The 26,008-nt window shown below is 35.0% G+C and carries 18 protein-coding genes and 1 tRNA gene; 6 read left to right on the top strand and 13 right to left on the bottom strand.

All coding sequences use genetic code 11. The features are described from left to right. Positions 1-3 precede the first annotated feature (3 nt). A complete protein-coding gene (locus tag R3E91_03235; protein MEZ5315209.1) occupies positions 4-1,668 on the bottom strand; it encodes an RNA polymerase sigma factor in 1,665 nt (554 codons plus the stop codon). Positions 1,669-1,726: 58 nt separating this feature from the next. Here R3E91_03235 and R3E91_03240 point away from each other — a divergent pair, with 58 nt between their 5' ends. Further along, positions 1,727-2,299, top strand: coding sequence for a competence protein CoiA family protein (locus R3E91_03240; protein MEZ5315210.1), 573 nt, complete (start codon positions 1,727-1,729; stop codon positions 2,297-2,299). Between the two features lie 73 nt (positions 2,300-2,372). Here R3E91_03240 and R3E91_03245 read toward each other — a convergent pair whose 3' ends face one another. Together R3E91_03245 and R3E91_03250 are read right to left on the bottom strand one after the other, a co-directional pair. Continuing rightward, positions 2,373-3,575, bottom strand: coding sequence for a hypothetical protein (locus R3E91_03245; protein MEZ5315211.1), 1,203 nt, complete (start codon positions 3,573-3,575; stop codon positions 2,373-2,375). Between the two features lie 504 nt (positions 3,576-4,079). After that, a complete protein-coding gene (locus tag R3E91_03250) occupies positions 4,080-4,436 on the bottom strand; it encodes a hypothetical protein (GenBank protein ID MEZ5315212.1) in 357 nt (118 codons plus the stop codon). Between the two features lie 206 nt (positions 4,437-4,642). On the opposite strand from R3E91_03250, the gene rpsT reads away from it, so the two are divergent. Further along, a complete protein-coding gene (gene rpsT, locus R3E91_03255) occupies positions 4,643-4,930 on the top strand; it encodes a 30S ribosomal protein S20 (GenBank protein ID MEZ5315213.1) in 288 nt (95 codons plus the stop codon). Between the two features lie 94 nt (positions 4,931-5,024). Continuing rightward, positions 5,025-5,732, top strand: a complete 708-nt coding sequence (locus R3E91_03260; GenBank protein ID MEZ5315214.1) for a hypothetical protein — start codon at positions 5,025-5,027, stop codon at positions 5,730-5,732. 21 nt (positions 5,733-5,753) lie between these two features. Here R3E91_03260 and R3E91_03265 read toward each other — a convergent pair whose 3' ends face one another. The 3 genes from R3E91_03265 to R3E91_03275 all read right to left on the bottom strand — a co-directional run bounded on the left by R3E91_03265 (position 5,754) and on the right by R3E91_03275 (position 12,784). Further along, entirely contained in the window at positions 5,754-7,112 is a 1,359-nt protein-coding gene (locus R3E91_03265; GenBank protein ID MEZ5315215.1) for an AAA family ATPase, read from the bottom strand. A 94-nt stretch (positions 7,113-7,206) separates the two neighbouring features. After that, positions 7,207-10,023, bottom strand: coding sequence for a UvrD-helicase domain-containing protein (locus R3E91_03270; protein MEZ5315216.1), 2,817 nt, complete (start codon positions 10,021-10,023; stop codon positions 7,207-7,209). Continuing rightward, positions 10,010-12,784 (bottom strand): exodeoxyribonuclease V subunit gamma, encoded by a 2,775-nt coding sequence (locus R3E91_03275; GenBank protein ID MEZ5315217.1) that lies wholly within the window; start codon positions 12,782-12,784, stop codon positions 10,010-10,012. Before R3E91_03275 ends, R3E91_03270 begins: the two co-directional genes overlap by 14 nt. Here R3E91_03275 and R3E91_03280 point away from each other — a divergent pair. Beyond that, on the top strand, positions 12,777-14,501 hold the full coding sequence (locus R3E91_03280; protein ID MEZ5315218.1) for an MFS transporter: 1,725 nt from the start codon (positions 12,777-12,779) through the stop codon (positions 14,499-14,501). The two genes, R3E91_03275 and R3E91_03280, sit on opposite strands and share 8 nt — an antisense overlap. Before the next feature lie 101 nt (positions 14,502-14,602). Here R3E91_03280 and R3E91_03285 read toward each other — a convergent pair whose 3' ends face one another. Genes R3E91_03285 through R3E91_03300 form a run of 4 tightly spaced genes read right to left on the bottom strand, consistent with a single transcriptional unit; the run spans position 14,603 to position 22,685 of the window. Then, positions 14,603-15,949, bottom strand: a complete 1,347-nt coding sequence (locus tag R3E91_03285) for a hypothetical protein (protein MEZ5315219.1) — start codon at positions 15,947-15,949, stop codon at positions 14,603-14,605. 38 nt (positions 15,950-15,987) lie between these two features. After that, the gene (locus R3E91_03290; protein ID MEZ5315220.1) at positions 15,988-18,855 is read right to left on the bottom strand and encodes a hypothetical protein; all 2,868 of its coding nucleotides are present in this window, start codon (positions 18,853-18,855) and stop codon (positions 15,988-15,990) included. Beyond that, the gene (locus R3E91_03295; GenBank protein ID MEZ5315221.1) at positions 18,855-20,759 is read right to left on the bottom strand and encodes a SpoIIE family protein phosphatase; all 1,905 of its coding nucleotides are present in this window, start codon (positions 20,757-20,759) and stop codon (positions 18,855-18,857) included. The genes R3E91_03290 and R3E91_03295 overlap by 1 nt, the downstream gene beginning before the upstream one ends. A gap of 3 nt (positions 20,760-20,762) precedes the next feature. Then, positions 20,763-22,685, bottom strand: a complete 1,923-nt coding sequence (locus tag R3E91_03300; GenBank protein MEZ5315222.1) for a PP2C family protein-serine/threonine phosphatase — start codon at positions 22,683-22,685, stop codon at positions 20,763-20,765. 345 nt (positions 22,686-23,030) lie between these two features. Between R3E91_03300 and eno the strand changes: the two genes are divergently transcribed. Together eno and R3E91_03310 are read left to right on the top strand one after the other, a co-directional pair. Next, entirely contained in the window at positions 23,031-24,302 is a 1,272-nt protein-coding gene (gene eno, locus R3E91_03305) for a phosphopyruvate hydratase (GenBank protein MEZ5315223.1), read from the top strand. A gap of 78 nt (positions 24,303-24,380) precedes the next feature. Further along, complete coding sequence (locus R3E91_03310; protein MEZ5315224.1) at positions 24,381-24,764, top strand: hypothetical protein; 384 nt, start codon at positions 24,381-24,383, stop codon at positions 24,762-24,764. Positions 24,765-24,807: 43 nt separating this feature from the next. Here the strand turns inward: R3E91_03310 and R3E91_03315 are convergent, their stop codons facing one another. The 3 genes from R3E91_03315 to R3E91_03325 form a co-directional block, all read right to left on the bottom strand. Continuing rightward, positions 24,808-25,389 carry a peroxiredoxin gene (locus R3E91_03315; GenBank protein MEZ5315225.1) on the bottom strand — a complete coding sequence of 194 codons (582 nt, stop codon included), beginning with the start codon at positions 25,387-25,389 and terminating at the stop codon, positions 24,808-24,810. Positions 25,390-25,417: 28 nt separating this feature from the next. After that, a tRNA-Arg gene (locus tag R3E91_03320) sits at positions 25,418-25,491 on the bottom strand. A gap of 195 nt (positions 25,492-25,686) precedes the next feature. Beyond that, complete coding sequence (locus R3E91_03325) at positions 25,687-25,929, bottom strand: zinc ribbon domain-containing protein (protein MEZ5315226.1); 243 nt, start codon at positions 25,927-25,929, stop codon at positions 25,687-25,689. Positions 25,930-26,008 lie beyond the last annotated feature (79 nt).

A 26,008-nucleotide genomic window follows, 5' to 3' on the forward strand; every position in this document is an offset into this window, starting at 1 on the left:
TATTTATTCATTTTCTAGCAAATCAAGAAAAGCTTTAAGCTGTTTTGAGCGAATGGGATGGCGCATTTTGCGCAGAGCTTTAGCTTCTATTTGACGAATACGCTCACGCGTCACGTTAAATGCCACCCCTACTTCTTCGAGTGTTTTTGGTTTACCGTCAAGCAATCCAAAACGTTGAATGAGAACTATTCTCTCTCTCTCAGTTAGAGTCGTTAATACCTCATTCATTTTATCTTTAAGAATCGAATATCCTGTTGCTTCAGCTGGTGATTCAACTCCAGTATCTTCAAGAAAATCACCAAACTGGCTCTCTCCCCCTTCTCCAACTTCAGCCTGAAGAGAAATAGGATGCTGTGCAATTTTATAAATTTCACGGACCCGTTCTGCTGTTAATCCAAGCTCATCTGCTAGCTCTTCAGGAGTGGGTTCTCGTCCTGTCTCCATCATTAATTTTTTAGCACCCCGCAACACCTTATTAATCGTTTCAATCATGTGGACAGGAATCCGAATAGTACGTGCTTGATCAGCAATCGCTCTTGTAACAGCTTGACGAATCCACCAAGTCGCGTAAGTTGAGAATTTATACCCCCGACGGTACTCAAATTTTTCCACTGCCTTCATTAATCCCATATTTCCTTCTTGAATAAGATCAAGAAAGGAAAGACCTCGATTTGTATACTTTTTTGCGATAGAAATAACTAAACGAAGATTTGATTCTACCATCTCTCTTTTCGCTTCTTGACTCTTATCCATCCAACGCTGAAGCATCCTCACATCTTTCTTAAATTCTTCAATCGTTCGACCGGCAGCAATTTCTCGTTTCACCAACCTTCTACGACTTGCAGCTAATTTTGCAGCAGCAAATTTATTTCTCTCTGCACGATTTTTTAATTCATTGATCTCTTTTTCTAGATGTAAAAAACGATCGTAAACTTTAAAAACCACTTCACCTAGATCTTCAATAACATTATGACGACAATGAAAATGACGTAAATAAGCTTGATTACGTATTCTGCATTTTTCAATCTCTTCATGGATTTGCGCTTCATCTAACCGACTGATGCTGGGTTTACGCAAGGAAGTTTGAAGAGATTCAAGGAGTTGATCTTCTTTACACAATAATTCAGTGAGTTTAGGAAGAAGTTTAAAATAGCTATTCTTATCCTCTACCTCTTTATCAGAAATAATCTTATCAAAACGATCCTTTCCAGAAATCAGAGCCTGTGCAATTGAAATGGCTTCTTTTGTTGAGTAGCGAAATCGGAGAATAATTTTCTCAACTTGAAGCTGCGCTTTTTCAATCCGCTTCGAAATTTCTACCTCCTCTTCTCGAGTGAGAAGAGGTACAGATCCCATTTCCTTCAGGTACATCCTCACAGGGTCATCTGGCGTCCCTTCTGCTCGTCGAGCAATCCCTTCTAACTCTTTTGCCTCTTTTTTGCGTTCTTTTTGCCTTTCAACTTCAACTTGATTGAAAATCTGGACATCCATTCCAGCTAAGTAAATTAAAACTTGATCTATCATCTCAGGGGTATCAAAAGTCATTGGAAGAATCTCATTGATTTCTTCGTAGGTAATGTAACCCTGTTCTTTAGCCTGCATCAGGAGTTCTTCCATTTTTCCTTGAAATGCTGTCGTCTCTATTTCAGTTTTTTTTGCTTTTGTCATCTAACGTATTATTTTTTTTCTAGTTATGTTACTATATTTGCTTTATCTTTGTTTCGCTATGCAAAATTCCTCTCATATCATCCAAAAAACCATAGAGAAAAGGCTAGCTCCTGAGGAGGTATGGCTTAAAAGATACTTTTCTGAGATTGATCGCACTGCTGATGTTGTCTGGCCTGCGCAAAATCTCATTTTTCAAATCCAATCTACTCCTATTTCTGTTAAAGAGATAAAAAGGCAGATCGATGATTATGAAAAAATCGGGTACACTATTGTTTGGATTTTGCATGCATCCTACTACAACTTCTATTATCTTACCTCTGTTGAATCCTTTTTACGTTCATATACCCACTATTTTACAAACATCAATTCCCTAGGAGAAGGAGACATCTATGATCAGCATGCTCTCGTCACATGGAGACAAAGACTGATAAGAACACCTCGCTATCCGATAAATCTCAGTAAAATTTCCTATTTCGCACGCATGCCATCCTATTTAACCAAAGAACGTAGAAAATGGAAATACAGCTTTCAAGGAGATCTCTTTCACCAAGAATCTCATGCTAATCCACTTTCTTTTTCGAAGATTTATCGCTTTCTATTCGAATGGCTCCTTCAAAAAGTCTGCGATTAGATTGCCTCTATTTTCTAAAAAATACTAGCCTCATTTATTTTTTCATTATATGTCTGACTCAAGCACCTATTTTTTAAGAAAAAATTCCAATGATATGATTTCTGAAGGGGCCTTTCTTAACTATTCCCATGACTGAAGTTAACTCCTTTGATTTTCCTGATTTTTCTGCAATTACAATCCGAGTCTGAGACTCATCCATAGTAGTGATATTTTCTACCACTCTTTTCCAATCCCTATAGCCTGAAATCACTAAATGGGAAAAATCTTTCATAAATTTCTCAGGGTTCCATCCTAAAACAGTTTTTACATGCTTGTTAACAAATAAAAACTTTTTTTCAGTTAATGAAAGGACAAAAATAATCCCCACTGTTTCATCTCGAAAGCTATCAAAAAGACGACGACGATCAATCACATAACTATCAGAAGAATCAAGAAAACGAGAAGATTTTCCTCCTAAATGGCTCATTCCCATTTCCTCTTCCGTTTTTTGAATATAATATTGCAAATGTAGAGAAAGATCATAGGGGTTTATCGAAGAAGGAGAGGGAAGGGAGATTTTAGCATCTAAAGGCGGCGAATCTTTAGTTGTTTCTTCTAATTGAAGAAGACTGCGAATTTCATACATTAAATCACGAATTTTCTCTTCAAGCTTACCTATATATCGCTGTTTTTTCTCAATAATCATTCTCTGTTCCGAGATGGTCCGTTGATATTCACTATTGAGAGATTTTTGATGTTCAATCTCTTTTTTTTTCTCTTGGAGTCCATAAGCAGTATCTTCTTCAAGACGGTGATAATCTTTACGTAAGTCTTCAAATTCAAGATAAGCTACTCTCATCTCTTCAAGCTTTCTATCCATCTCTAAATTGAGTTGGTGGACCTCTTCTTTACTCTTTGCTACTGAAGATTGGAGTAGATCTATCTGATGCTCATATCCTCGACGTCCCTCTGCAAGTTCAATCTTTAAAAGATGATTTTCTTCACTGATAGAAGAAAGTTGAGTTCGATTGAGTCGCATTTTAATAATTTTAGAGACTGAGGATTGCATTTTTATCTCCCACATCCTCAGGAGATACCATTCTCCAAACCCAAAAATCAGGAGAGAAACAAAGGCAACAAAAAACACTCCATGAACGTTTGCAGTGTAAAAAGCTAATACAACAACTGGCAAAGAAAAACAGCCGAATAGGAAAAGATAGAAATGTGTTCGCGACAAGAGTAAAAATGGCTTGCGCAACTCCCTTTCTAAATTCTGGGGCTCAAATTTACTTTCCATGGACTCAATTCCTTTCTATAACATAGAAAGTGATAGAAGGAAAATCAGAATTTTTAGATGCATCCTCCCTATCCTCGATTTGTAAGAATCTGGTAGATAGAAGGCATTTAAAGAAAAGAAAAATTCTCTTTAGGAATCGCATGCTACTAATGAGGAGAAAAATGTCGAAGCCCAGTTGCATCTCATTGGATTTCAAATTCTATGACTCCTTAAAATAAAGAAAAATTTCGAAAAACTCCTAACTATTTCATCGATGAGGAATAAACATTAACAATCATCTTAATCGTTCCATGTGGAATAGATTCTCTTTTATATTTCCTTAGTCTTTTAGATATACTTATTCTAAAATTTTCTCTATCAATTTTGAGAAAATACTCTTTTTTCAAATTTTTTCTATCTTTCAGATAACAGAGTTTGCTTCTCTATCCCATCTCTGATTACTTCATATATGATGCATCTTAAAATCATAACCTTCAAGATCTTTAGGAAAAAATTCGTTTTAAATTATCGATTTTTTAATCTTATAAAAAGAGATAAAAAGAAAAAATAGATCGTCAATCCCCATATCATCAGGGCGGATAGTGTAGTTTTATAAGGAATTTTTTTTTCCAATATAGATTTTTCGGGAATTTTATGCTGGATCCAACCATGCGAATGTTTTTCTTGAAATTTTTCTATAGCTCGCCTAGCTGCCCAAGGATTAGGATAGATCAAGTCAAGTTGTTCTTTTGAGGAGTAATTTTTGTGATTGTATGTATAAAAATAGGAAACGATCAATGCATAACTGTTTACCCTAACCTCCTTGATTTCCCATGCTTGTATATTCACTGGAATAGTTTCACTAAATGCGTAATAATTCATCCATGCTCTACCTGCTTTTAAACTCAAAAATGTCCCAAATCCTATTAAAAACAAAAAAAAAGCTAAGGAAAAAATTCTTTTATACATAAAGAAAATTTAACAAAAATTTAGGAAATAGCAAATAGCTATCATTGTATTTAGCTCATTGACGAATAATACAGATTAAAATAAAATCATTTCCTCAACTCAAGATAGTCAATTTTAAGATGCAAAAAGAAGAAAACAAAAAAACTAAGCTGCCTACTCCAAAAAAGCGGGATATCCGTAACAACAAGCAACGTTTAATCAATAAAATATTTAAGTCCAAAGTCCGTACAACAATGCAATCCTTTGAAAAAGCCTTACAAGAAGGCAATAAAAGCAAAATTCAAATCTCTTTGAATTTAGTTTATAGCATGATGGATAGAGGGGTAAAAAGAGGCATTTTCAAAAAAAATAAAGCGGCTCGTCTTAAATCGCACGCGATTCGAAAATCCTCTCTCTTGTCTAATTAGTTTCTTTCTAAATTTAGAATAAAGATTTTTATATTGTTATTAACATTTTTCTAAATTATATTACTTTTTCTTTTCTTGATTATTAGGTGATCTGGTGGAATCGGTCATTGGGCATTATCTAAATAGCAATGCAAGCAAATTTGTAGATAAATCAAAGAATTGGGCTGAATATCTTGATCGCTCCATAGGAATCATTCAAGATGTTTCTGAAATCTTACACAAAGTGACTTATCTAAATGGGAATCCTACAGCTGCCCAACAATATAGTCGTATCACTGATACTTGCGGATTAGTGAATCAAACTCTTGGCTTAGTCCGTGGGATTCAAGATATTGAAGGTTTCATCACAGGAAAATCTATTTGGGAAATGTATCCTAATAGTCAAGGCTCTCTTTCAAAATTCCAGACTCCAAAAAGTCACATGAGTATTATCTCAAATATTCTTGCTACTCTTGCTCGGTGTGTTTTTTCTCCGATTAACTGGCTTCATGACATGGGCATACATAAGCTTGGGACTCATGCTGAAGAAATGGGTAACACCGTAGTAGGAATCTGGGCTATCTGTATCTCATTGGAGACGATCGAAATAGTTAAATCTATAAAAAATACTAATGAATATGATCAGATGAAAAAATTGATACTCAATTTTGTATCTAATGTACTAGATCTAATCTCTCTTCTCATTGATTTTATATCACGTATAAAAGGGAGGCAGTTGGCTCCACTCGGCATAGCAGCATCTGCAATTGGATTAATTACAAAAAGTAGTTATCTTCTAAAAGAGTTTATCTGTTCTTCTTAATCTTATCGTGATCCAAAAATTTTAGCTGCAGTTTAATCCAGAAAGTCTATGTTCCTTTTTTTCAAGAATTTGACGAAGAACTTCTTCTGATCCATAAATCGTAACTTTCTTTTTGGCTCTTGTAATTGCTGTATAGAGCATTTCACGACCAAAAACTTCAGATCCTTCAGGCAAAAGAATCATCACTTCATCATATTCACTTCCCTGACTTTTATAGACTGAAATGACGTAGGCATAATCATAACGAGGTAATAGACATTCAGGAACTCTTTTTTTTCCAAAATAGGCACATTTTTCATCTGGTATCAGCTCACCTACATCTCCATTATAGAGTTCTACTGATGGATCATTGACACAGATCATGATTGGAAAACGATGCCCTCCACGATGATGACCTTCCTTTAATAGTTTTTTATTAAGGACATCAACAGTGTGTCTTAAAGGCGTTAAGATAGAGACTCTTTCTTCAAATACCGCATGACTAATCGTTGCAAAATCAGGTATTGGTAAAATCTCAACTGATCTACCTTCCTTAACAGCCCTTGCCATTTCAGTAATACGACTTAAATCGGTTCGTAAACATTTGTTAAGTTCACTAACAAGCGTCAGATCTTTTGCTAAATCAACAAAAAGATGACCTGTTTCCACAGGAGGTAGTTGGTCTCGATCCCCAACTAGAACAAGACGTGAACCTCTATTGATCAAAGAAAAAAGCCTAGTCATTAAATCAGCATCGATCATTGAAGCTTCATCAACAAGAACTAAATCATATCCTAAATATTGTTTTTTTAATAAGGACTGTAGAGTATGGACATCGCAGATTCCATCCAAGGCATGTCGAAGATTTGCTGCTGCTTTCCCCGTAGGTGCAGCAACGATAGGCTTAAGATAGGGAATCACCTTTTGAATCAAAACCGCTGCTGTAAAAGTTTTACCCGTACCTGGCCCACCACAAATCAGAGATAAAGAACGTTGGAATGTATGAAGAATCGCTTGTTTTTGCTCCAATTGAAGAACAGCCTCAAATTCAGGGTCAGGAATAGAGATAGAAGGAATCTCACTTTTAAGACGATGATAATGATGAATAAAAGATTGTTCACAATCCCAGTTACGCTTTAGATAGACCCTATCTTTCTCTTGCACCAGTGCTTCTTTAAAAAGATAACTAGGTAGACTTCTCTTTGCTCGAATACAGAAGTGTCCTTCTCGGGCTGCTTTTAAAAGATCACCAAGAAAAAGTAAGAGACTATCTTCTCCATCAGGAGCGAGTTTTTTTGCAAAATAATAATCAACTAGACTTTTGTCTTTCCAGAGAGATAGCGTTTCTTTTAGATCAGATTGATCTGCTTGGATAAATAATAGATTTTTATTTTCTACCATTTTTCTCTCAGTTTGAGATGCAATAATTTAATCTCAACTTTCCTTTGTCTTATGTGGAAAGAGTCTCTCATTTGTAAGATTTTCTCTTGATTTATCATTCCGTTAACGACCCATTGAAAAATTGATAAGATACTCTTGGTCTCAAGAAAAAATAAAAAATCCCTTGAAAATTCGCTTCTTCGTCAAAAAGCCTTAAATATTTCTGAATCGCTTCTTGATAAATTTGCGCTTGAAGATCATATCGATGAGTGTGTATTACCTCCTCTACTGAGGTATCGATTAGATTAGTTTTCCAATCGATAAGATAGTAACTCCCGGCATGTTTAAAAAATAAATCAATAAATCCCTTAAAAAACCCAGGAGGATTTTGAGAAGGAAATAAAAATTCCATTTCTTTAATCATGTGATTTTGGTTCACATGACGAAGAGAAAAAACATTGTGGGCATTAGGCAGAGGATAGTCTAATGCCCAATCTAACATAGCAGTAATTTCATCTGACCATCCTTCTAAAAAAGTCCCATAGAGTTTTTTTTGCACAAATACATTGAGATCTGAGCAATCAAATGAAACTTCCTCAAAGAGTTGATGAATAAGTACCCCTGTTTGAGCCCCCCCTGGCATACTATCTTCAGAAAAAATAGTTTTTTCAACCGGTTCATAAGAAAAAAGAGAAGAATAAGAATGGATCGCTAGAGGGGAGTATGTTTGATCACATTCAATCTTTTTAGATTGGACTATGGGAGGTTTTTTATAGATAGGTGGAGGATAAAAACGACAGATTTCTTGTGATTTCTCTGAAAGATTGATCTTGTTCAGAAAAGTTGAGATTGGAGAATCATTTTTCAATACCGGAATATAAACTCTTTTTTTTGCACGAGTACAAGCTACATAAATTTGACGCATCTTTTCTGATCGTTCTTCCTCTCGACTTAATTCATCAGAAATAACAAACCGATCTTTACATCGAACTAAGCCCTTATGGTGTTTGTAAGGTGTAGCAATGCCAATTGGGAACACAACTGAAAATTCTAATCCCTTACTGACATGAATCGTCATCACTTGAATCGCCTCTTCTTCAAAATGCATTTTCACTTTTAGCTTTTCTGAATCAGGATCTATTGACATCAACTCTCGGTAAAAGAAAAGATAATCTTTCTTGATATGCAACCCCATTTTAACAAGCTGTAACATCTCTTGGTAAAAGAAAGGATCGCTCAAATTTGAATCTTCGATAACTCTATTAAATAAGGATAGAAGCCCTTCCTTTTTAAGAAGATCATGATAATCATAAAAAGATGCATAATCTTTAGGAAGTGCATCAATAGGAAAACGAAAAAGTGGTCCTCCAAAGACCTGAGCGATAGCACTTCGATCACGTGGATTTTGGACTGCACGAATTAATTCAATGAGTGTGGGAAAGGCAGGTGAATGAATCAGTGAGCGACTACTTTTTGAAATACAAGGTAGGGAGCAGTAATTCATAAAACGTTCAGCTTGATAACGATCGCTAACAAGCACAGCTATCTCTCTTAGAGGCAAATTCAGGTTAGCAACTTCATGGACAATTGTTGAAAATAAAATTTCTTCTTCTTCAGCAAAAAGAAAATGTAAACTTCCCTTCCCATCCAAAATGGGTTCCAATTTAGAAGCTGCTTCTACAGGACGACAGAAAATAGCCTCTTGTGTTTTTGGAAGGGTAATAAATGGTTGAGAGAATAAATCATTCAATTCTCCAACAAGAGAAGGAGTTGAACGATAATTTGTTGCAAGAGATGCATAGGCTTTTTCACCCATTGCTTTTTTTGCTTCTATATAAGTATAGAGATCAGCGCTACGAAAACGATAAATAGATTGTTTAGGATCCCCAACAAGGTAAACTGGTCCTTCAAATGCTTGATTTAAAAAAAGAGTAGAAAAAATTTTCCATTGAATAGGATCTGTATCCTGAAATTCATCAATTAATACTGCTCGATACTGTTGACGAACTAATTGAGCAAAATCAAAATCTTCTACTTGTTTTGATAAAATTTTCAATAGATCTTCAAAAAAAACTAAATCTTCTTTTTTGATAACTTTTTCAACATGCAAACGTGCCTCATCAGCAAGAACTGCTAGAATATGCGTTGGGTCTGAGAAAGAAGCAAGCTTAGGAATTAACTCTTCCTGCATTTTTTCTAATAACCCAGGATAATTTAATCGAATAGATAACTTACGTTTTGAGATATTTTCTTTCGCATAATTTAAAATAGGTAAATCCACAGGGTCGATCTTCTCTCCATTAATCCACTTTGTAAAGCGCTTTAAACCCTCAATATTTTCCGGTTTTATCCGTTTTTGCTTATCGCAGATATTTTTATATTGTGGAGCAAGATGGATGAGATCTTCAAAAAGTTGATCAGGATTGACTTCAAATTTTGGAAACTCCCAATTTGGTTGTTCAATCGGTAAACGTTGACTAACGAGGTTGACGAGACGATTAATCAGAGAGTCTTGTATGACCTTTTCTAATTGTTTTGGTGTTAATTTTTTTGTAGTACGCAATGAGTCTTTAATTATCTCTTTAAAGAGATCAGACTGGGCACTTTCTTCTACCTGATCAGGAGTAAACGCAGTATGAAACGCATGTTCTTGCAAACAATGCAGACAAAAACTATGAATTGTCCAAATTTTCGCTTGATCAAATTCTAGAAGGTGCTGAGAAGAAAGACGGGCTCGAATGCGTTCTTTTAATTCAAATGTTGCAGCACGTGTAAATGTGACAATAAGAATCTGATTAAAGGGAATTTTTTCATTTAGCAAACGAATAACGAGGTTTTCGATGGTAAATGTCTTTCCTGTTCCTGCAGAGGCTTCTAAGAAACGATTCTCAAAGATAGATAGACTCGGATCAAGAACATTAAAACCAGGCATCTGCCATCTCTTTGAAAAGGGCTTCTGCCTCTTCTTTCCAAGATAAAATCAAATCTTTTGGAGGAAGTAATTTCTGTCCACGCATAGCCCATTTTAAAGTAGGATCATAATGCTTCATCTGTTTTAACTTAACAGAATCTTCTTTTAAAATGGGTTCAATCCAATCAGGGAATAGGGGAGTTAAAACTTTTTGAGAGAAAAAATAATATCTCAGAATGGATTTAAGATAGGGTTCAGGATTATCAAAAAAACGCCTGACTTTTTTACCATCTTTTAGAAAGAAAAAATTTGAGATTTCTGGACGAATAGTAGCCAATAGGAGAAACAAAGGCCAATGTTTTACAACTCCTTTGATTTTTTTTTGCTCATAGATCGCTAATCCATCTTTTGTGACCCCTTCTAATATACCGACAATCTGGACATTCTCTATGGTTAAATTGACTGAAAGGTTTTCAAGATCTTTGGGAAACTTTTGAATTTCTTCTTTTAATTGTTTCTCAGCCACATAAGCAAAAGGGCCAATGGGAAAATCCTTTTCTCTCTTAGCTTTTTTTAAAGCCTCTTCTCCTAATTTGCGTAAATTTGCTTTACGCAAGGGAGAAAGAGAAAAAACCTCTTCTTTTTTGATCATCTCTTCTTCTCTGAAATAGATCTCTTGATGGTACAGATAATGGCGTAAAGGTGAGCGAAAAGGACGAATTAAATCAGCAATCTCAATTTGACAAGAAGGAATTTCAACATTGATTTGGCGATAAGTAAATAACATAGGAAGTGGTCTTTCATTTTTCAGGGGCATATAGAGAGGATGTTTAATTGTTTTAGAAATATATGGAAGAAGTTGTGTGATTACAGAAGAAGGCAAGGAAGATATCTGGTGATCAAGATGATTTTCTAAATAGCTAATGATCAATTTTTCACGAACAGACAATAGAATTTCCAACAAAAGGTAGCGATCAAAATCGAGCCGAGAAGGAAAATAATCTCCTGTATCTTTTAACATATCTAAAGAAAAAAGGCTTTCTTTCCGAGGAAAGGCTTCCTCATTCATTCCAATTAAGCAGATAATTTTTGCTGGCACGATACGCATAGGCACCATCGAAGAGAAATGAATGCCTTGAATACAATGAGAATTTACAGTCATGGTTTTTTCACCAATCACCTCACGAATTAACTGCTGAAAAATTTCAAAAGAATACTTCCGGCTAGGAAGATGTCGAGCAGAAGATGCTAAAATTTCGAGATAATAGACCACTGTTGCTGATTCAGAAAAATACCTTTCATGAAAAATCCTAAGTTTATCTGCCCAATCTCTTAATGTTAGTTGCTCAGAAAAAATACTCGCATCTGAAGTAAGACGATCAATCAATTCTTTCCACTCTCCAAGAAGTTCTGCTTCAGAAAAGTTAATCCGTTTTGGAGAATAACTGATTGCTAGCTCTTCAAGAAGGCAATCTATTCCTGATTTCCATGTTGCACATTCATCTTCAATTCCCTCATCACATTGGCTTTTTTTTAATAAATCATCTCTATTCTTCTTATCTAAGCCCCAACGAATCCCCGTCACTTCAATCCATTCACGAATCTTTAATATATCTTCTTCATTCCAACCGATTTTCTTCTGAAAGAGAGGATGATGAAATAAATCTAAAAGAGCTGGGACATTAAATCTTCGCTGTTCAAGCTCAATAAGCAGAAAAAATGCCTCTAATTCAAGATCTTTTTTCTCAATAGGCATATCAGCAATCTGATAAGGTAGATCTTTAAAAATAGTCAAAATATATGGTTCATATTGAGAAATATCAGGAGCCATCACAAGAATATCTTTAGGTTCTATTTTTTTTTCTTTTAATAACCTAACCAAATTTTGGTAAAGGTTATACACCTCATCATATTCTGTAGAAGAAATATGTAATTCAATTGATTGATCTTGAATTTTTTCGTAAATTTCAAGATTCAAGAGTTCACGCTGAAGTTGATGAAGTTGAGTATTCCCCATCGGCATGTCATAGATCTCTTCGATGATGAGATCACTCTCTTCGATCAAAGAGATTGTCTTTCTCCCAAGATGACCGAAGTGTGTTAAAAAAGGGTGTTCTTTTGAGAGATCACTCCAAAATTCCTTACAAGGCGAGAGTTGATAAAAATAGACACAAGGTAGTTGTTGAAAAAAATGAAAGTATAGAGGAGGAATGTGACTAAATCCAAAAAGATGAACACTGACTTCGAGATGCTTCGGTTGAATATGAGAAATTCTTCTTAAAGGATAGGTCCAAATTTTAAAGACCCGACTCCATAATTCTTCTTGCCAATTTTTAGGATGGCTTTCCCAACTTGATGGCAGAGCCTGTCCATAAACCCCATAACGCATAAATAGATAAGTCAACCTTAAGGAGAGTGCAAATTTTCGTTTTTCTTTATCCGATAAGTATTTTTTAAGTGGTTTCCACTTTGCCTGAATCAGATCCAATTCTGATTCAATTGAAAGAAGTAATTCAAATTTACTAGGAAATGAGTCGATATTAAAAAGATGATGTAGACCATTTTCTAGAAAATATGTCTCAAATCCTGCTGCAATTTTAAGCTCCTCTGCTAAACGTATCCGAATCCACCTTTCCATGGTCAGATTAGGGATAATCAAGATTCTTTTTGAAAAAGGATTTGAATCATCAAGAAAAAGATTTTCCTTGAATTTTTTGAAAAGTTGTTCAACAGAATTACTAAAAAAAAGGTGACTAGGAGTATAGTCAAGATGTATGCCCATACCTAATTCTTTTTCTTCCTTTAGTGCACTCAATTTCACTCAATTTTTTGCTGCTCTTAATGATAACCTTTACAAACTTCTCCTGATTTTCTTTGTAATTTCGATTCAAGGAAAAGAGCATAGCAATACCATCCTTGCTTTAACTGGTACCATCTTTGTGATTCCATTTATTATTTTTGCTCCCATTGCAGGTTTTCTTGCAGATCGTTTTAGTAAACAAACGATTATTTATCTTACTCGACTAGCTGAAATTCTCTCAACAGTCTTGGGATTAGTTTGTTTTCTTATAAAATCGATCTTTGGCGGGTATCTTGTCTTATTCTTAATGGCAACACATAGTGCAATTTTCTCACCATGTAAGTATGGTATTATTCCTGAAATCGTAGAGAAAAAAAATATCTCCCATAGCAATGGGATTTTAACAGCTACCACCTATTTAGCCATCATCTTTGGCACTTTCTTTGCTTCATTTATTTCCGAAGTCTCAAATCGAAATTTTGTCTTTGCTCTCTCTTGTTGTATCGCTATTTCTATTATTGGAACTTTTCTAAGTTTTGGTATTCAAAAAACCCACCCTCAGGCTCCTCAAAAACCTCTCTCTTTGCATTTTTTTCCAGTGATCCTGAATACCTTAAAAAGATCCAAAAAAATACGCTATCTTTTTTATTCTTTAATTTTCGGGAGTTATTTTCTCTTTATAGGCGCTTATACTCAACTCAATATTATTCCTTTTACCCTACAATCTCTCAATCTTTCAGAAATCCAAGGAGGATATTTTTTCTTAATGACGGCGATAGGAATGGGAATTGGAGCTTTTTTAGCAGGATATCTTTCAGCTAAAGAAGTTGAGCTTGGCTTTGTTCCTTTAGCAACCATCGGAATAGCTCTCTGTTTTATTGGTTTATTCTTATTTGCATCATTTTTCTTTATGGTGACTCTATTTATGATTTTGATTGGCTTGTTTGGCGGATTTTATATTGTTCCTATCGATACTTTTATTCAAATAGCCAGTCCTAATGAGAATCGGGGACAAAATATTGCCACATCAAATTTTCTGAATTTTATTGGAGTCATTATTGCTGCAGGAATGATGGCCTTTTTCGGCAATTTCTTAAATTTGAGTGCAAAAAGTGGTTTTTTGATTATTGGAATCGTGACATTTATCATTGGACTCTATCTTCTGGTTCTCTTTGCTGATCAAGTTTTACGTCTTTTTGCTGAATTAATCACAAAATTTTTTCCTATTCGAGTGATTGGTAAAGAAAAGATCCACCCTTTTCAACCTATTCTTTTGATAGCTTCTAAAATGGATTGGATTGATATTGTTTTTCTCATAGGAACTCTGCCTCGTTTAATTCGTTGTATAGTTCCTATGGAAAAAAAAATGAGGCATAGATCTTTTTTCTATCCTTTCTTGCGATTTTGTCTTCTTGATTTGAAACATTTTTCTCCTATTGGACCAACAATAATTGAAATATTAAATCAAGAATTAGATGCAAACCATCCAGTGTGTTTGATAAATCCTCATCACATTGGGATGAAAGATTTAAAAGCATGGAAAAACAATCTCTCAGGTTTTCTCGAAAATATCAAAGTTCCTCTGATGCCTATCTATATTTCTCGAGCAAAGCTCAAAACATCAACTTATCTCAGTTTTTTAAAAAACTTAATGAAAAATCCTATCACAATCTCTTATGGAAGTAAAATCAGGAAATGAGCTCTCTTTGTAAAGTAGATGATGATAGAAGAATGAACAAGTTTTACTATAGACAATCACATCGCTCTCTAAAAGAGAGCAATCTTGAAAACTCGATTGACTTAGAAAGCATAGATCACAGTCATCTCAAACGCTTTATATTTAAAATCTCCTCCTAGAGTTTTATTTCTTGGAGTTGCATATTGGCCCTGAGCACTCAGAGAAAGATTATTACTCAGAGCATATAAAAAATTACACGACCACCCTTTATAATTTGTAAAACCAAAGGCACGATCAGAGCCAAACCCTTGAAGAATCGCATCTGATAAAAGAAAATTGGCAGCATTTCCGTGACCAAAACCCCCTAAGTCAAATTCTGGAACTGATTGTGCTTGTACACTTTGATAATTAATATCAATGGACCAATCGCATGCCGTACACAGCTTACCAAGAGTAAATCCAACATACCAAGCTTGATTCAGTTTTTGCCAATTCGTTGTTAGAGAGGGTTTAGCATCGTGGTTAATGAGCGCAGCTCCGTAAATATAAAGCGTTTTACATCGGAGAAAATCTAATTTCTGCTGATAACCCAATAGGATTTGAGATACAAGGAATGCGTAGCGAGGATTATTTCTCACCGTAGTTTTACCCGAATTAGGCAGATTTCCATAGTCAAGAGTAGGAGAAGATCTCCTCCAGTCAATAAGACTATACTTAAAACCTAATCCAGTTCCTCTAAAACCAATCACTCCAGTTTCAACTACCCAGGCATAATGATTTGTAAAACTATCAACAATTAGAGGTCCACCATGAATAATAAAATTTCCTAAAGCTGACCATGCATTTGTATAATAAATATGGATTCCATCAAAGATACTGATAAACTCAAGACGTGAATCAAATATATAATTTAGTCGACTCCGTCCAATTTCAATGTAGAAATCTTCTTTTTCTTCTTTACGAATATCATAACCAATAAAGGCACGATCCAATTCAACTCTTGTTAAAGAACCTCCATCTTTCCCATCAAAATTGACCCATTTTACTTTTGCTGATCCCCAAGTACGAGGAGCGACATAATCAAGAAAGAGGTTGATTTCGCTTTTATATCGATCGATGGCAAGGCTAGTCCCAGTACCACGTTGTTTTTGCCCATTCACTTGTTCTCCGATTGCCGTCCAACGAGCACGGATATCTGCAGCAATAGTGAGCAATCCTGTTTTATTACGACATTCGATCAATCCTTTACTCTCAATAAAATCGCGTAAGACATGAGGATCAATGAATTCGTCTCCAATAGGTCCAAAATCTCTTTCTGAGAGAAAGCCCGAAGCATTAGGACCTAAATTTTCAACAGCAGCAACTAAAGGTTCTTCATAATTAACATCGATCTGTGGTTCTTCTTCAGCAAGAAGACAAGAGATGGATCCTAAGAAGAGAATTAAGTGAAATCGAAAAAATTTCTGCATAACAAACCTGTAAACGCAAGCATTATAGGTTTGTTATACTATTTTGTAAACTGTCCATACTGAAATGGAGCAGTATATATTCCCCATTTTTTACGATTCATTCCATTGAAATACTCCTTCCAAGCTGATAAGGGATAGCCTTCAATTCCAAAATGATCAAAACACCAAAATTCCACATTCCCTGTCCCAGGACTAACAATAAAACCAAATCTATTTTTCACCCAGTTAGTATCCCCAATTAAAATAGGTTCGGGATAGGCAAATTTAAGGATACGCATTGCCTCGATGATTTTCTCATCATAAGAAATAGGAGTACGAGTAGATTTAAATACTTTCAAAATGAGTCCTTTGGCTATTTCCCGTAAGTCATGAGCGGAAAATATGTGATAGTTTAAAACTTCAATTTCGTTGATCTGTTTAAAGAGGACCTCCTCTATATCTTGATCGAATATCTGCATCTCTTTGAAAAGAATTTGCAGATATTCATAAAGAAGAGTGCTTGTAAAAAAAGGCATACAAAGATAGAGAAGGCTATCAAGTTCTTCAGCTATGAAATGTAATAGCTCTTGGCTTAAAGCCAACCTTTCTTGAGAGAGTTTTGTCATAACATGTCGACGAAATTGATCTGCACGCATCAAGAACATGGATTCATTGAAAATGTGTTTATCTATCCACTGTCGATCAAAAGGAATAAAAGAGATAAGTTGATCTACGAGATATTCCATCATTTTCCTATCTAAATGATGCTTCTCAAGAAAATCGAGGTGAGTATAAGACCATACATCACGAATCCAAGTATAGGTATAGAGAGGACTTTCCCAAGCTTCTTTCAGTAATGGCCATCCTGGTTTAATTAAAAAGGCGTGTGTTGGAGAATAGGCAACCATCGAACGGGAGGAATCCTTTTGATAAATTTCTTGAATATCCAATGGAAGAGCTTTAAAAGTATCAATAAAAAAAGCCAAAAGTTCATTTTCACTCTCTACCCAACCTTTTTCTTCTTTGATCAGAGGATCCGATTGACAATAATAAGAATTGATTAAAGTTTCTACTGTCCCTCCAGAAACATACGCCCAAGGTCTCCGTTTAGGAGGTGAAATTGGTTCCTCATAAGCTTTTGCTAAACGAAAAAAAGCTTCATTAAGAAAATCAGGCTCGTTAATGGTTTTGATCATGATTGTAATCATCTCCGACAACTCTTTTTCAATCCCCTCTAATTCAGGCAACCGAGATAATTCACCTTCTGTGGCAATAAAAAACTCTTTTAAACAGTGAAGATATTCATTAGCTGAATAAATCATTGTCCAAAGAGGGGTGTGAGTCCGTCCATGTTTATATAAGAGTCGAAATCCTGCTGGACTATCATCATACCTATGATCAGAGGCTGTGTGCATCTGTGGATCATAAACTTCCTGAAAATACTCTCGGATTTTTTTCCCATAGAATTCAACAATCATAGAAAATACATTGGTTAACTTTTTCCCTTTTTCATGGAGCTTTTCTTGCTCTGCTAAGAGACGATTGATTTCTTTAATACGCAATTGATAATTAGCTTGGATCCAATTTGCTTCCATCGCAGTTGAGACTCTTCGTCCTTCATAAGATTTAATCTGTGCATAAAGATGGTCATATTGAGATTGATAATTTTCTATTTCATGGTTGATCGCTTCAATTTTTTCTTGAAGATAATTTTGTAAGCTCTTGCCAATACCATTCGATCCCGTTGTTTCAATGCCAAGACTAATATAAAAATTCCATTTAGTAAAATTTGCCTGCGATTCGGAAAGAGAAGCAAGTGTGAACTCCCATGATTTCAGAAGCGGATTATCAGTTAAAGCTGTGAATAAATTCTTCGCTTTTTGATAATCTCTTAGAAAATTTTTATATAATTGTGATCGATTCTTGGTCAATGAAGGGGGGTCAATTACCACTTCATTCACTAGTGTTTGAAAAGATTTTGCTTCTAATTGATTGATCTCTTTTTCTTTCAATCCATAATGAGAGAGATAAACATGCTTTAGAATATGATCAGCTGTAAAATAAGCAAATGGATAGTCCCCCCAGCCAATTTCTCCAATGAGCTTTTCTACAGCTTTTTGTTTTTGTGTTCTTGCAAGATCTTTTTTGATTAGCCCTGTTTCTTCAAAAACCATTTGTAAGCCAGGAGAAAGAGAGAGAGTTTTGATCGGTTGTCTACCTAAAGCAGGCAAAAAAATCGGCTTCATTAGATCTCCTAACCCCCAATTTAGACTCAGAGGGACTGCATATTCATGACCTTCATAAGTTCGGACAAGTCTGCTCATAGTAAAGAGTTGAGCAATATCAGCTAGAAAATGCAAAGGCTGTTCTTTTTGAATCATAATTGCTGGAGCAGTTGCAAAACAGGATCCGACATTTTGACGTAAACTAGTCAAAAGGGCTGATAGAGCAGCTTGTCTTGTATGAACATCTGTGATTTTCTCACTATTCTGAAGAGAGAGTGTGACGCGTATGAGATCTAAAGCTCCTTGGTGGTGATCAGGAGTCCGGATTTGATATAAAGCATGAATAGCCTCTTTTTCTTTTAAAAAGAGATAGAGCATTTTAAGTAGGTGAGAAAAGTACTCACTATCATGATAACGATTCGGACCAAGGGAATGCAAGTTACCTTCAATAAGGTCAATCGCTTTGTTCAGTACGTCCTTTTTCAGATACCCTTGATCATCAATTAGCAAAACTGCCAGTTTTTTGCTAGTATAAGCATTACGCCAAGACCAGCTATCTTGAATTTTAGTTAGCTGAAAATCACGACTAATTTGGATAAATTCCGAGCATAAAAGCTCTTCAAGAGGATTTGAAAAATTGTGATTTAAAACAACTTTTTCAAAGATTTGTTGTAAAAATGCGTTTTCAAGTCTTTCTTTCATTAGTCTATTTTTAACGCAACAATAATTACCTCTTCTTGTAAAGTAGCCCCAATAAATGTTTGCAATTCAGCTGTCAATCCATCAACAACTTCTTGAGCAGTCTGCCAATTCCTTTGCTGGAGACAATTTTTTAAACGTTTTTCCGAAAATGATTGATAGTGACTATTTACAGATTCTATTAAACCTTTAGTATAGAAAATGACAATATCGCCTGATTCTAGTTGTACAGCATCGGTCTCGTATCCTTGAGACTCTCTTAAACCTAAAGCCATACCAGAATGTTCTAAAGTCAAAAGATGTCCATTCGCACGACGAATAATTGGAGGAACATGGCCACAGGAGTAGTAAGAGAGAATTTTTGAATTTGTATGATATAGAGCAGCTAACATTGTCACAAACATCCCTGTATCTCCTGTCCCTTTAATGAAGGCATTGTTTGTCCGACTCAAAGCTTCTCCTGGATCATCAACAAGAGTCGCATAGGTTAACAAAAGACTTCTTGCTGAAAGAGAATAGAGGCAAGGAGAAATTCCTTTACCAGCAGCATCTGCAACTGTGATCATGATGGTCTCTTCATTCTTTTTAATCAGAGGCATATAACTATACAAATCTCCACCAACTTCTAATACAGAAAGGTAGGTTCCTGTGACCTCACCACCTTGAATTTTAGGAAGAGATGAGGGAAGCAAACTTCTTTGTACTTTAAGTCCAATCGCGAGTTCTCTTTTATACATTTCCTTTCTTACACGTTCATTTTCCACCTCCTGAATATTCTCCAGTAAATTGACAAGAGTATTGTTAAAAATCCCTCCTAGAATATTGATTTCAAATCCCAGAGGTGTTTTTTCAAAACGCAAATTGAGATTTCCTCGGCTCACCTCTTCCATTAAATAGAAGAGCTGACGCAAAGGTCTGGAAATCCATAAAGAGAGCCAATAGGCCACTCCTCCTCCAATCACTAAAATCATCCCATAAAGAGAGTAAATAAAAAGAAAATCGCGCATAGCTTTTCCAAAAATTTCCTCTTTTGAAGAGTATGCAATCACAGAGATTCCTAAATCAGAAAGATAGGCTCTATATGCAATTTGAATCTGATCATTAAAAATAAACTCAAAAAAAGGAGGATCTTTTGTTTCAAGCAGGGAAATAGGGGTTTGAGGAAGGGAGATCATCCCCATTTGTTTCGAAGCAATCACCTCTCGTTGTCTTTCTAAAGAGATAAGATCAAAATAATTGCCTATTAACGATCGATCTGTAGCAGCAAATACAATACCATCAGAACTGAGAATAGCAAACTGGGTCTGAGTGTTTTTTCTTTGCATATTCATCACTGATTCTAACTGTTTCTTTATCTCCGTTGTGACTAAAATGATCCCCACGGGTTCCCCTGTTTTTGAATGAACCACTCTAGCAGTGAATATATAGGGGGTAGAATCTCCTGTCTGATCTGAATATATCAATCGAATAAATGCTCCTTCTCCTAGTTTGAGAATATGAGCAAGTTTAAGGTAACTAGTCACTGTTTGGTCAGTAAAATTTTGCATACTTGAAGCGATGAGTTTATATTGATCTTCTTTTCCGACATCAAGTAACAAAATTTCGAAGTTTCTCCTCAAATCTACAAGCTCTGAAAATTGACGGCTGAGTTTTTCTTGGTCAAGATTTTCTAGATTTTCTAGATCAAAAAAGTATGTAATCTCTCGTAAAAATACTTGCTGAACAGGTTCTATTTCCTTAAGATTAAAATTAAGAAAATTGGCTGACTCTCTCAATTCGAGTTGTGCATCTGCAATTTCGTGATAATATGAATCTTGAAAAAAAATAAAAGAATCTATGAGAAGAGGAAGGGCCAATATAAAAAAACTGATAACAAGAACACGCAGTGTAAAAGATTGCTTAATCACGGATTATATTATCTTCATTATAAGTAAGGTAATGTCATCATGTTGAGGGGTTTTCCCAGAAAAATTCTCAATGTCTTTTACAACACATTCTACTAAATCTGTTGACCCTCTCCACCCTTCATTCTTTATAAGATGCATGAGTCTTTTTTCACCATATAGCTCATCATGTTCATTATGAGCTTCAGTAATCCCATCAGTATAAAAAATGATGCTATCTCCTTTTTCCAATTTTATAGAGGCAGCATGTTGATCTTGGGTGGGAACGACTCCCATTGCAACTCCCTGGTGGTGCAATTCCTCTACTTCTCCCCTTTCTTTTCGAAGAATGGCAGGATTATGTCCGGCAGAAAAATAATGAAATATGCCTGTTGTATGATTATAGACTCCCATCAACACTGTGATAAACATGCCTGATTCTTCCGTATCGATCCTAATCAAATTATTTGTTGCTGACATAGCCATTCCAATATCATCATATTCCTGTGCATATGTTCGAAGTATATGACGTAAACTCAAAGAATAAAAACACGCCTGGACTCCTTTCCCAGAAGCATCAGCTACCCCAAGAATCAGCTGATCCCCCTGCTCACCTGGTTTAAGAAATACATCGTAGAAATCTCCACCTACTTCAATCGCAGGAATATATTTTACAGCGATATCCACACCATAATAGCTTGGCATTTTTTGAGGTAACAAGCTCAGCTGTGCTTGTTGACCTAACCAAAGCTCATGTGCATAGGTTTCTTTTTTTACACGCTCTTTCTCTGCCACTTTTTTCTGATCAATCACTGCATCTATCATCTTATTAAAGATATCTCCTAAAATATTAATTTCAAAACCTAGAGGATCTTTCTCATAACGTAGTTTTAAATCTCCTTCTTGGATCTTTTGCATGACTAGGCTTAATTTTTGAATCGGCTTTGCCATACGCATAGTGATTAGATAAGTCATTAACCCTCCAATCAGAAAAATTAAGATATACATACTATAAGTATTGAGAAAATCAGTGATAGGTGAGTGAAAAATTTCACTCTTAGCTACATAAGTAAGTAAACTGAAGTTTGCTTCAGAAAGTTGTTTAATATACCCAACTTGCTTTACCCCATTCCAATCAAATTCAAAAAATGGATACCCCATTTTATGGTCAATAACAATTGGCTGGTCAGGGAGTAATTGTGCGGCATGTGGGTCTTCTTCAATCAATAACCGTCGATAGCCTGGTTGGAGCGGAAGAAAATAATGGAACCGCATATTGGGATCACTAGAAGCTAAGACAACAGTCGTAGGTAATAAAAGCGCAAAATTCACTTCATAGGAAAAATTTTCTCTTTCAAAAAGGTTATCTAACTTATCAGTAATATCTTCAGAAACAACCAAAATTCCTACAGGATCTCCTTCTTTAAAAGAATAGATGAGATGAGTCAAGACAAGGTAAGGAGCTAAAGTTTCTCTATTATAGCAGATAAAACTACTAAAGTTTTTATCAAGAGCAGCAGAAGAAAAGAAATTGTTCGTATGAAAAAAATGTTCGTAATCTTTACCCACAAGATCTGGTAGACTCGATGCTGTGACAATATAGCGATCATCTTCTCTAATTTCTAACAGAAAGACTGCAGGGAGATTTCCAATGTCTGCAATCAGTTTTAATTTTTCATTCACGACAGGATCTGGTTGTATAGGAAAATCACTCTGTAAGTTAAGAAAATAACTGATCATGTCAAGAAGAGGTTGATTGAGTGGTTGAATTTGATTAAATGGTAGCTCTTTTAAATAGGTAATCTCAGCAAGATATTCTTTCGCATCAAGAATCGTGTGTTCGTAACGTTTTTGAATCAGAATAAACGAATCAACTAAAAGAGGAAATGTCAGCAGAATAAAACTAATTCCTAGCAAGCGAAATCCAATAGATTTTCTAAATGGAATCATATTTTTGATATTAAAATTAAATTGTTAAAGAAACACTCAAAAAAAAAATCGAGTCTCAAAATCCAAATAAGTTTTTAGCAATATCTTCCCTCTTCAATGAACTGAATACCCCATTCTGAAAAAAAATTATATCACACAAATCTATCATATTGTCTAAGGTAAAATATGTGACTATTTCTTTTTAAAAAGACCTTGTCATGGACAAGAGAGAAACTAGTTAAATTTAAATCGAGAGTAAAAAGGTTTAAAATAATTTTAAAAAACTAAACTATATATTTTCTCTATAATAAATAGAATTTTTTGTATTATTAAAAATATAAATATATTCCTTAATTTGAGTGTTCGATGTTTAATTCTAAAATCATAGCCATTCATGCGATTGAGATTTTAGACTCTCGAGGCATTCCCACTTTACAGGTCTCTTTAACCACTGATAGAGAGATCATGGCAACTGTATCTATTCCATCAGGAGCTTCTAAAGGAAAATACGAAGCAGTAGAAATGAGAGATACGCATCGAAAACGCTACTTTGGCAAGGGAGTCTTGAAAGCTGTAGAGCATGTCAATAAAAAGATTGCTCCTTGTTTAATTGGGAAAAACGTCTTTGATCAAATTGCTATTGATCAACTTATGTGTACAAAGGATGGCACTAAAAACAAATCACAATTAGGAGCTAATGCGATCTTAGGCATCTCTTTAGCAATTGCAAAAGCTGCTTCTAAAAGTTTAGGCCTGCCTCTTTATCGTTATCTTGGAGGTCCGTTTGCTCATCTTTTGCCTTGTCCCATGATCAATATTATCAATGGAGGAATGCATGCTGATAATTGTCTTGAATATCAAGAGTTTATGATTCGACCTATAGCTGCTCGAGATTTCTCTGAAGGTGTACAATGGGGTGCAGAGATTTTTCATACCCTTAAAGAAATTTTACAAGCCAAAGGCATGGCTACAGCTGTCGGTGATGAAGGAGGATTTGCCCCTCATCTCTCTTCTAATCAAGAAGCATTGAGTCTAATCATAGAAGCCATTCAGAAAGCTGGTTATATACCGGGTGAGCAAATTACACTAGCTATTGATTGTGCTGCCTCCCATTTTTATAAAAATGGAAGATACAATGGACGTTCTATCAAAGAACAAGTCGAAGAATTAATTCATTTATGTCACTGTTTTCCTATTGATTCCATTGAAGATGGGATGGCTGAAAATGATTGGAAGGGATGGAAATTACTGACAGAAAAGTTAGGGAAACAGATTCAACTTGTTGGAGATGATCTTTTTGTCACAAACACAGATTTTTTTAGAAAAGGCATACGAGAAGGTATTGCAAATGCCATTTTGATCAAAATGAATCAAATTGGCACTCTAACTGAAACAATAGAATGTATCCAACTTGCTCGATTGAATGGGTATAGAACGATTCTATCTCATCGATCTGGAGAAACAGAAGATACAACGATTAGTGATCTAGCTGTTGCTACAGCTTCAGGACAAATTAAAATTGGCTCTCTCTCTCGTGCAGAACGCACTGCAAAATATAACCGACTGATAACTATAGAAAAAGAACTCGGTAATCAATCAGTTTATAAAGATTTAAACCAATATCACTCAATTATCTGAAATATTCAGATCTTAATTAAATAAATTAATTTTTAATTATTAATACTAATTTGTTAAGATTAATATGAGGTAATTATTATGCATATCGTGACATTCTTCGGAGAAGCGGAAAAAGGAGAATTTAAAACCGCATATTTTTGCAAAAGTTTGGAGCAGCTATCTGAATGTTTAGGAGAACCTCCTTCAAAAGACTGCTTAGGCTTACAGTTTGCAATTCAAGCGATCTTATTAAACTATAGAGTTCTTTTTTTTCGTGTCAGTGAAGAAGGGTATAGTAGAAAAGATTATGATTTTGGTTTAAATCTTCTTATCAAAAAAGAAAAACTCCCTTCGATGTCTGCTTTATGTCTTCCAGGGGTAGGCGATGCAGAAATTCTTGAACAAACAAACCCCATATGCAAAATTTATAAAAGCATCTTGATTATTACAGAAAAAGATCTCTACGATTATTTCACAAATTGATAAAAATCAAAAATTTTTACTATTAAATTGTCTTTCTTACTTTTTAACCTTCAAAATAACGTGTTAAACCTTCAAGAGTAGCCTTCATTGTTTTTTCTCCCTTCTTCCAATTAGCCGGACATACTTCACCATGTTTTTCATAGAAAACGAGTGCATCAATCATACGAAGCACTTCATCTATTGAGCGACCAAGTGGAAGATCATTAACCACTTGATGACGCACAATGCCTTCTTTATCAATTAAGAAAAGACCTCGATATGCAATGCCTTCATCTTCTTTAAGTACTCCATAATCTCGAGAAATAGATTTGTTGATATCAGATAAGATTGGATATTGCACTCCTTCAATTCCCCCTTTACTACGGGCAGTATTTAGCCAAACCATATGAGAAAAACAACTGTCTACTGAACAGCCAATTACTTGAGTTTTTCTATCTTTAAATTCACCTAATTTATCTTGAAACGCATGCAATTCAGTAGGACAAACAAAAGTAAAATCTAAAGGATAAAAAAATAAGACAACATATTTTCCTCGAAAAGAAGATAGGGAAAGGTGATCTTTCATTTTTTTATCTACTACACCTTGTGCAGAAAAATTAGGAGCTTCTTTTCCAACTAAACTCATGTGATACCTCCATCATATTGATTAGATTTGCACTGGAGAGGATTCGAACCTCTGACCACCCGGTTCGTAGCCGAGTACTCTATCCAACTGAGCTACCAGTGCAGAAATGTAAGAACTATAAGGAACTCTTTTCTACTATTCAAGTCCCAATTCAACTCAAACAAATTTTTATTTATGATATAAATAAGAAAAAAAGAAGAAGGTTTTTTAAAACTCATGAAGGAGTATAAAAACTTTCTTATAAATGCTTAAGACTTTTAAACTGTCTTTTTTAATCATTTAATTTTATCAAATAGATTAATCATGACAAGATCCTTGACAATCTCCTCCTGAACCACATTTTTTTTCTGTTTGGCACTTAGATTCATTCACATAAAATCCCTCTCCAATAAAACGGAGAATAGATGTCCCACCACCAATTCCACGTTGCAGTGTTTCTTGATGACAAACTGGACATTTTTTTAATAGAGGATCATTAATTTTCTGAAAAATTTCCAAAGCATGGTCACAATTTTGACATTGATAATCATAAGTTGGCATATTTTGCTCCTGTGCTTAGAAAAAGATAAAGAAAATTACGCTAGAGATCAAATCATCATCTCAAGCGTAATCTTTTTAT

It is taken from the genome of Chlamydiales bacterium (genome assembly GCA_041395025.1).
Lineage (GTDB): Bacteria > Chlamydiota > Chlamydiia > Chlamydiales > JAAKFR01 > JAJACP01.

Excerpts from the sequence above, each read along its gene's own strand:
- R3E91_03235 (MEZ5315209.1), bottom strand. The coding sequence starts at position 1,668 with ATGACAAAAGCAAAAAAAACTGAAATAGAGACGACAGCATTTCAAGGA.
- R3E91_03240 (MEZ5315210.1), top strand. The coding sequence starts at position 1,727 with ATGCAAAATTCCTCTCATATCATCCAAAAAACCATAGAGAAAAGGCTA.
- R3E91_03245 (MEZ5315211.1), bottom strand. The coding sequence starts at position 3,575 with ATGGAAAGTAAATTTGAGCCCCAGAATTTAGAAAGGGAGTTGCGCAAG.
- R3E91_03250 (MEZ5315212.1), bottom strand. The coding sequence starts at position 4,436 with ATGAATTATTACGCATTTAGTGAAACTATTCCAGTGAATATACAAGCA.
- rpsT (MEZ5315213.1), top strand. The coding sequence starts at position 4,643 with ATGCAAAAAGAAGAAAACAAAAAAACTAAGCTGCCTACTCCAAAAAAG.
- R3E91_03265 (MEZ5315215.1), bottom strand. The coding sequence starts at position 7,112 with ATGGTAGAAAATAAAAATCTATTATTTATCCAAGCAGATCAATCTGAT.
- R3E91_03270 (MEZ5315216.1), bottom strand. The coding sequence starts at position 10,023 with ATGCCTGGTTTTAATGTTCTTGATCCGAGTCTATCTATCTTTGAGAAT.
- R3E91_03280 (MEZ5315218.1), top strand. The coding sequence starts at position 12,777 with ATGCCCATACCTAATTCTTTTTCTTCCTTTAGTGCACTCAATTTCACT.
- R3E91_03275 (MEZ5315217.1), bottom strand. The coding sequence starts at position 12,784 with ATGGGCATACATCTTGACTATACTCCTAGTCACCTTTTTTTTAGTAAT.
- R3E91_03285 (MEZ5315219.1), bottom strand. The coding sequence starts at position 15,949 with ATGCAGAAATTTTTTCGATTTCACTTAATTCTCTTCTTAGGATCCATC.
- R3E91_03290 (MEZ5315220.1), bottom strand. The coding sequence starts at position 18,855 with ATGAAAGAAAGACTTGAAAACGCATTTTTACAACAAATCTTTGAAAAA.
- R3E91_03300 (MEZ5315222.1), bottom strand. The coding sequence starts at position 22,685 with ATGATTCCATTTAGAAAATCTATTGGATTTCGCTTGCTAGGAATTAGT.
- eno (MEZ5315223.1), top strand. The coding sequence starts at position 23,031 with ATGTTTAATTCTAAAATCATAGCCATTCATGCGATTGAGATTTTAGAC.
- R3E91_03310 (MEZ5315224.1), top strand. The coding sequence starts at position 24,381 with ATGCATATCGTGACATTCTTCGGAGAAGCGGAAAAAGGAGAATTTAAA.
- R3E91_03315 (MEZ5315225.1), bottom strand. The coding sequence starts at position 25,389 with ATGAGTTTAGTTGGAAAAGAAGCTCCTAATTTTTCTGCACAAGGTGTA.
- R3E91_03325 (MEZ5315226.1), bottom strand. The coding sequence starts at position 25,929 with ATGCCAACTTATGATTATCAATGTCAAAATTGTGACCATGCTTTGGAA.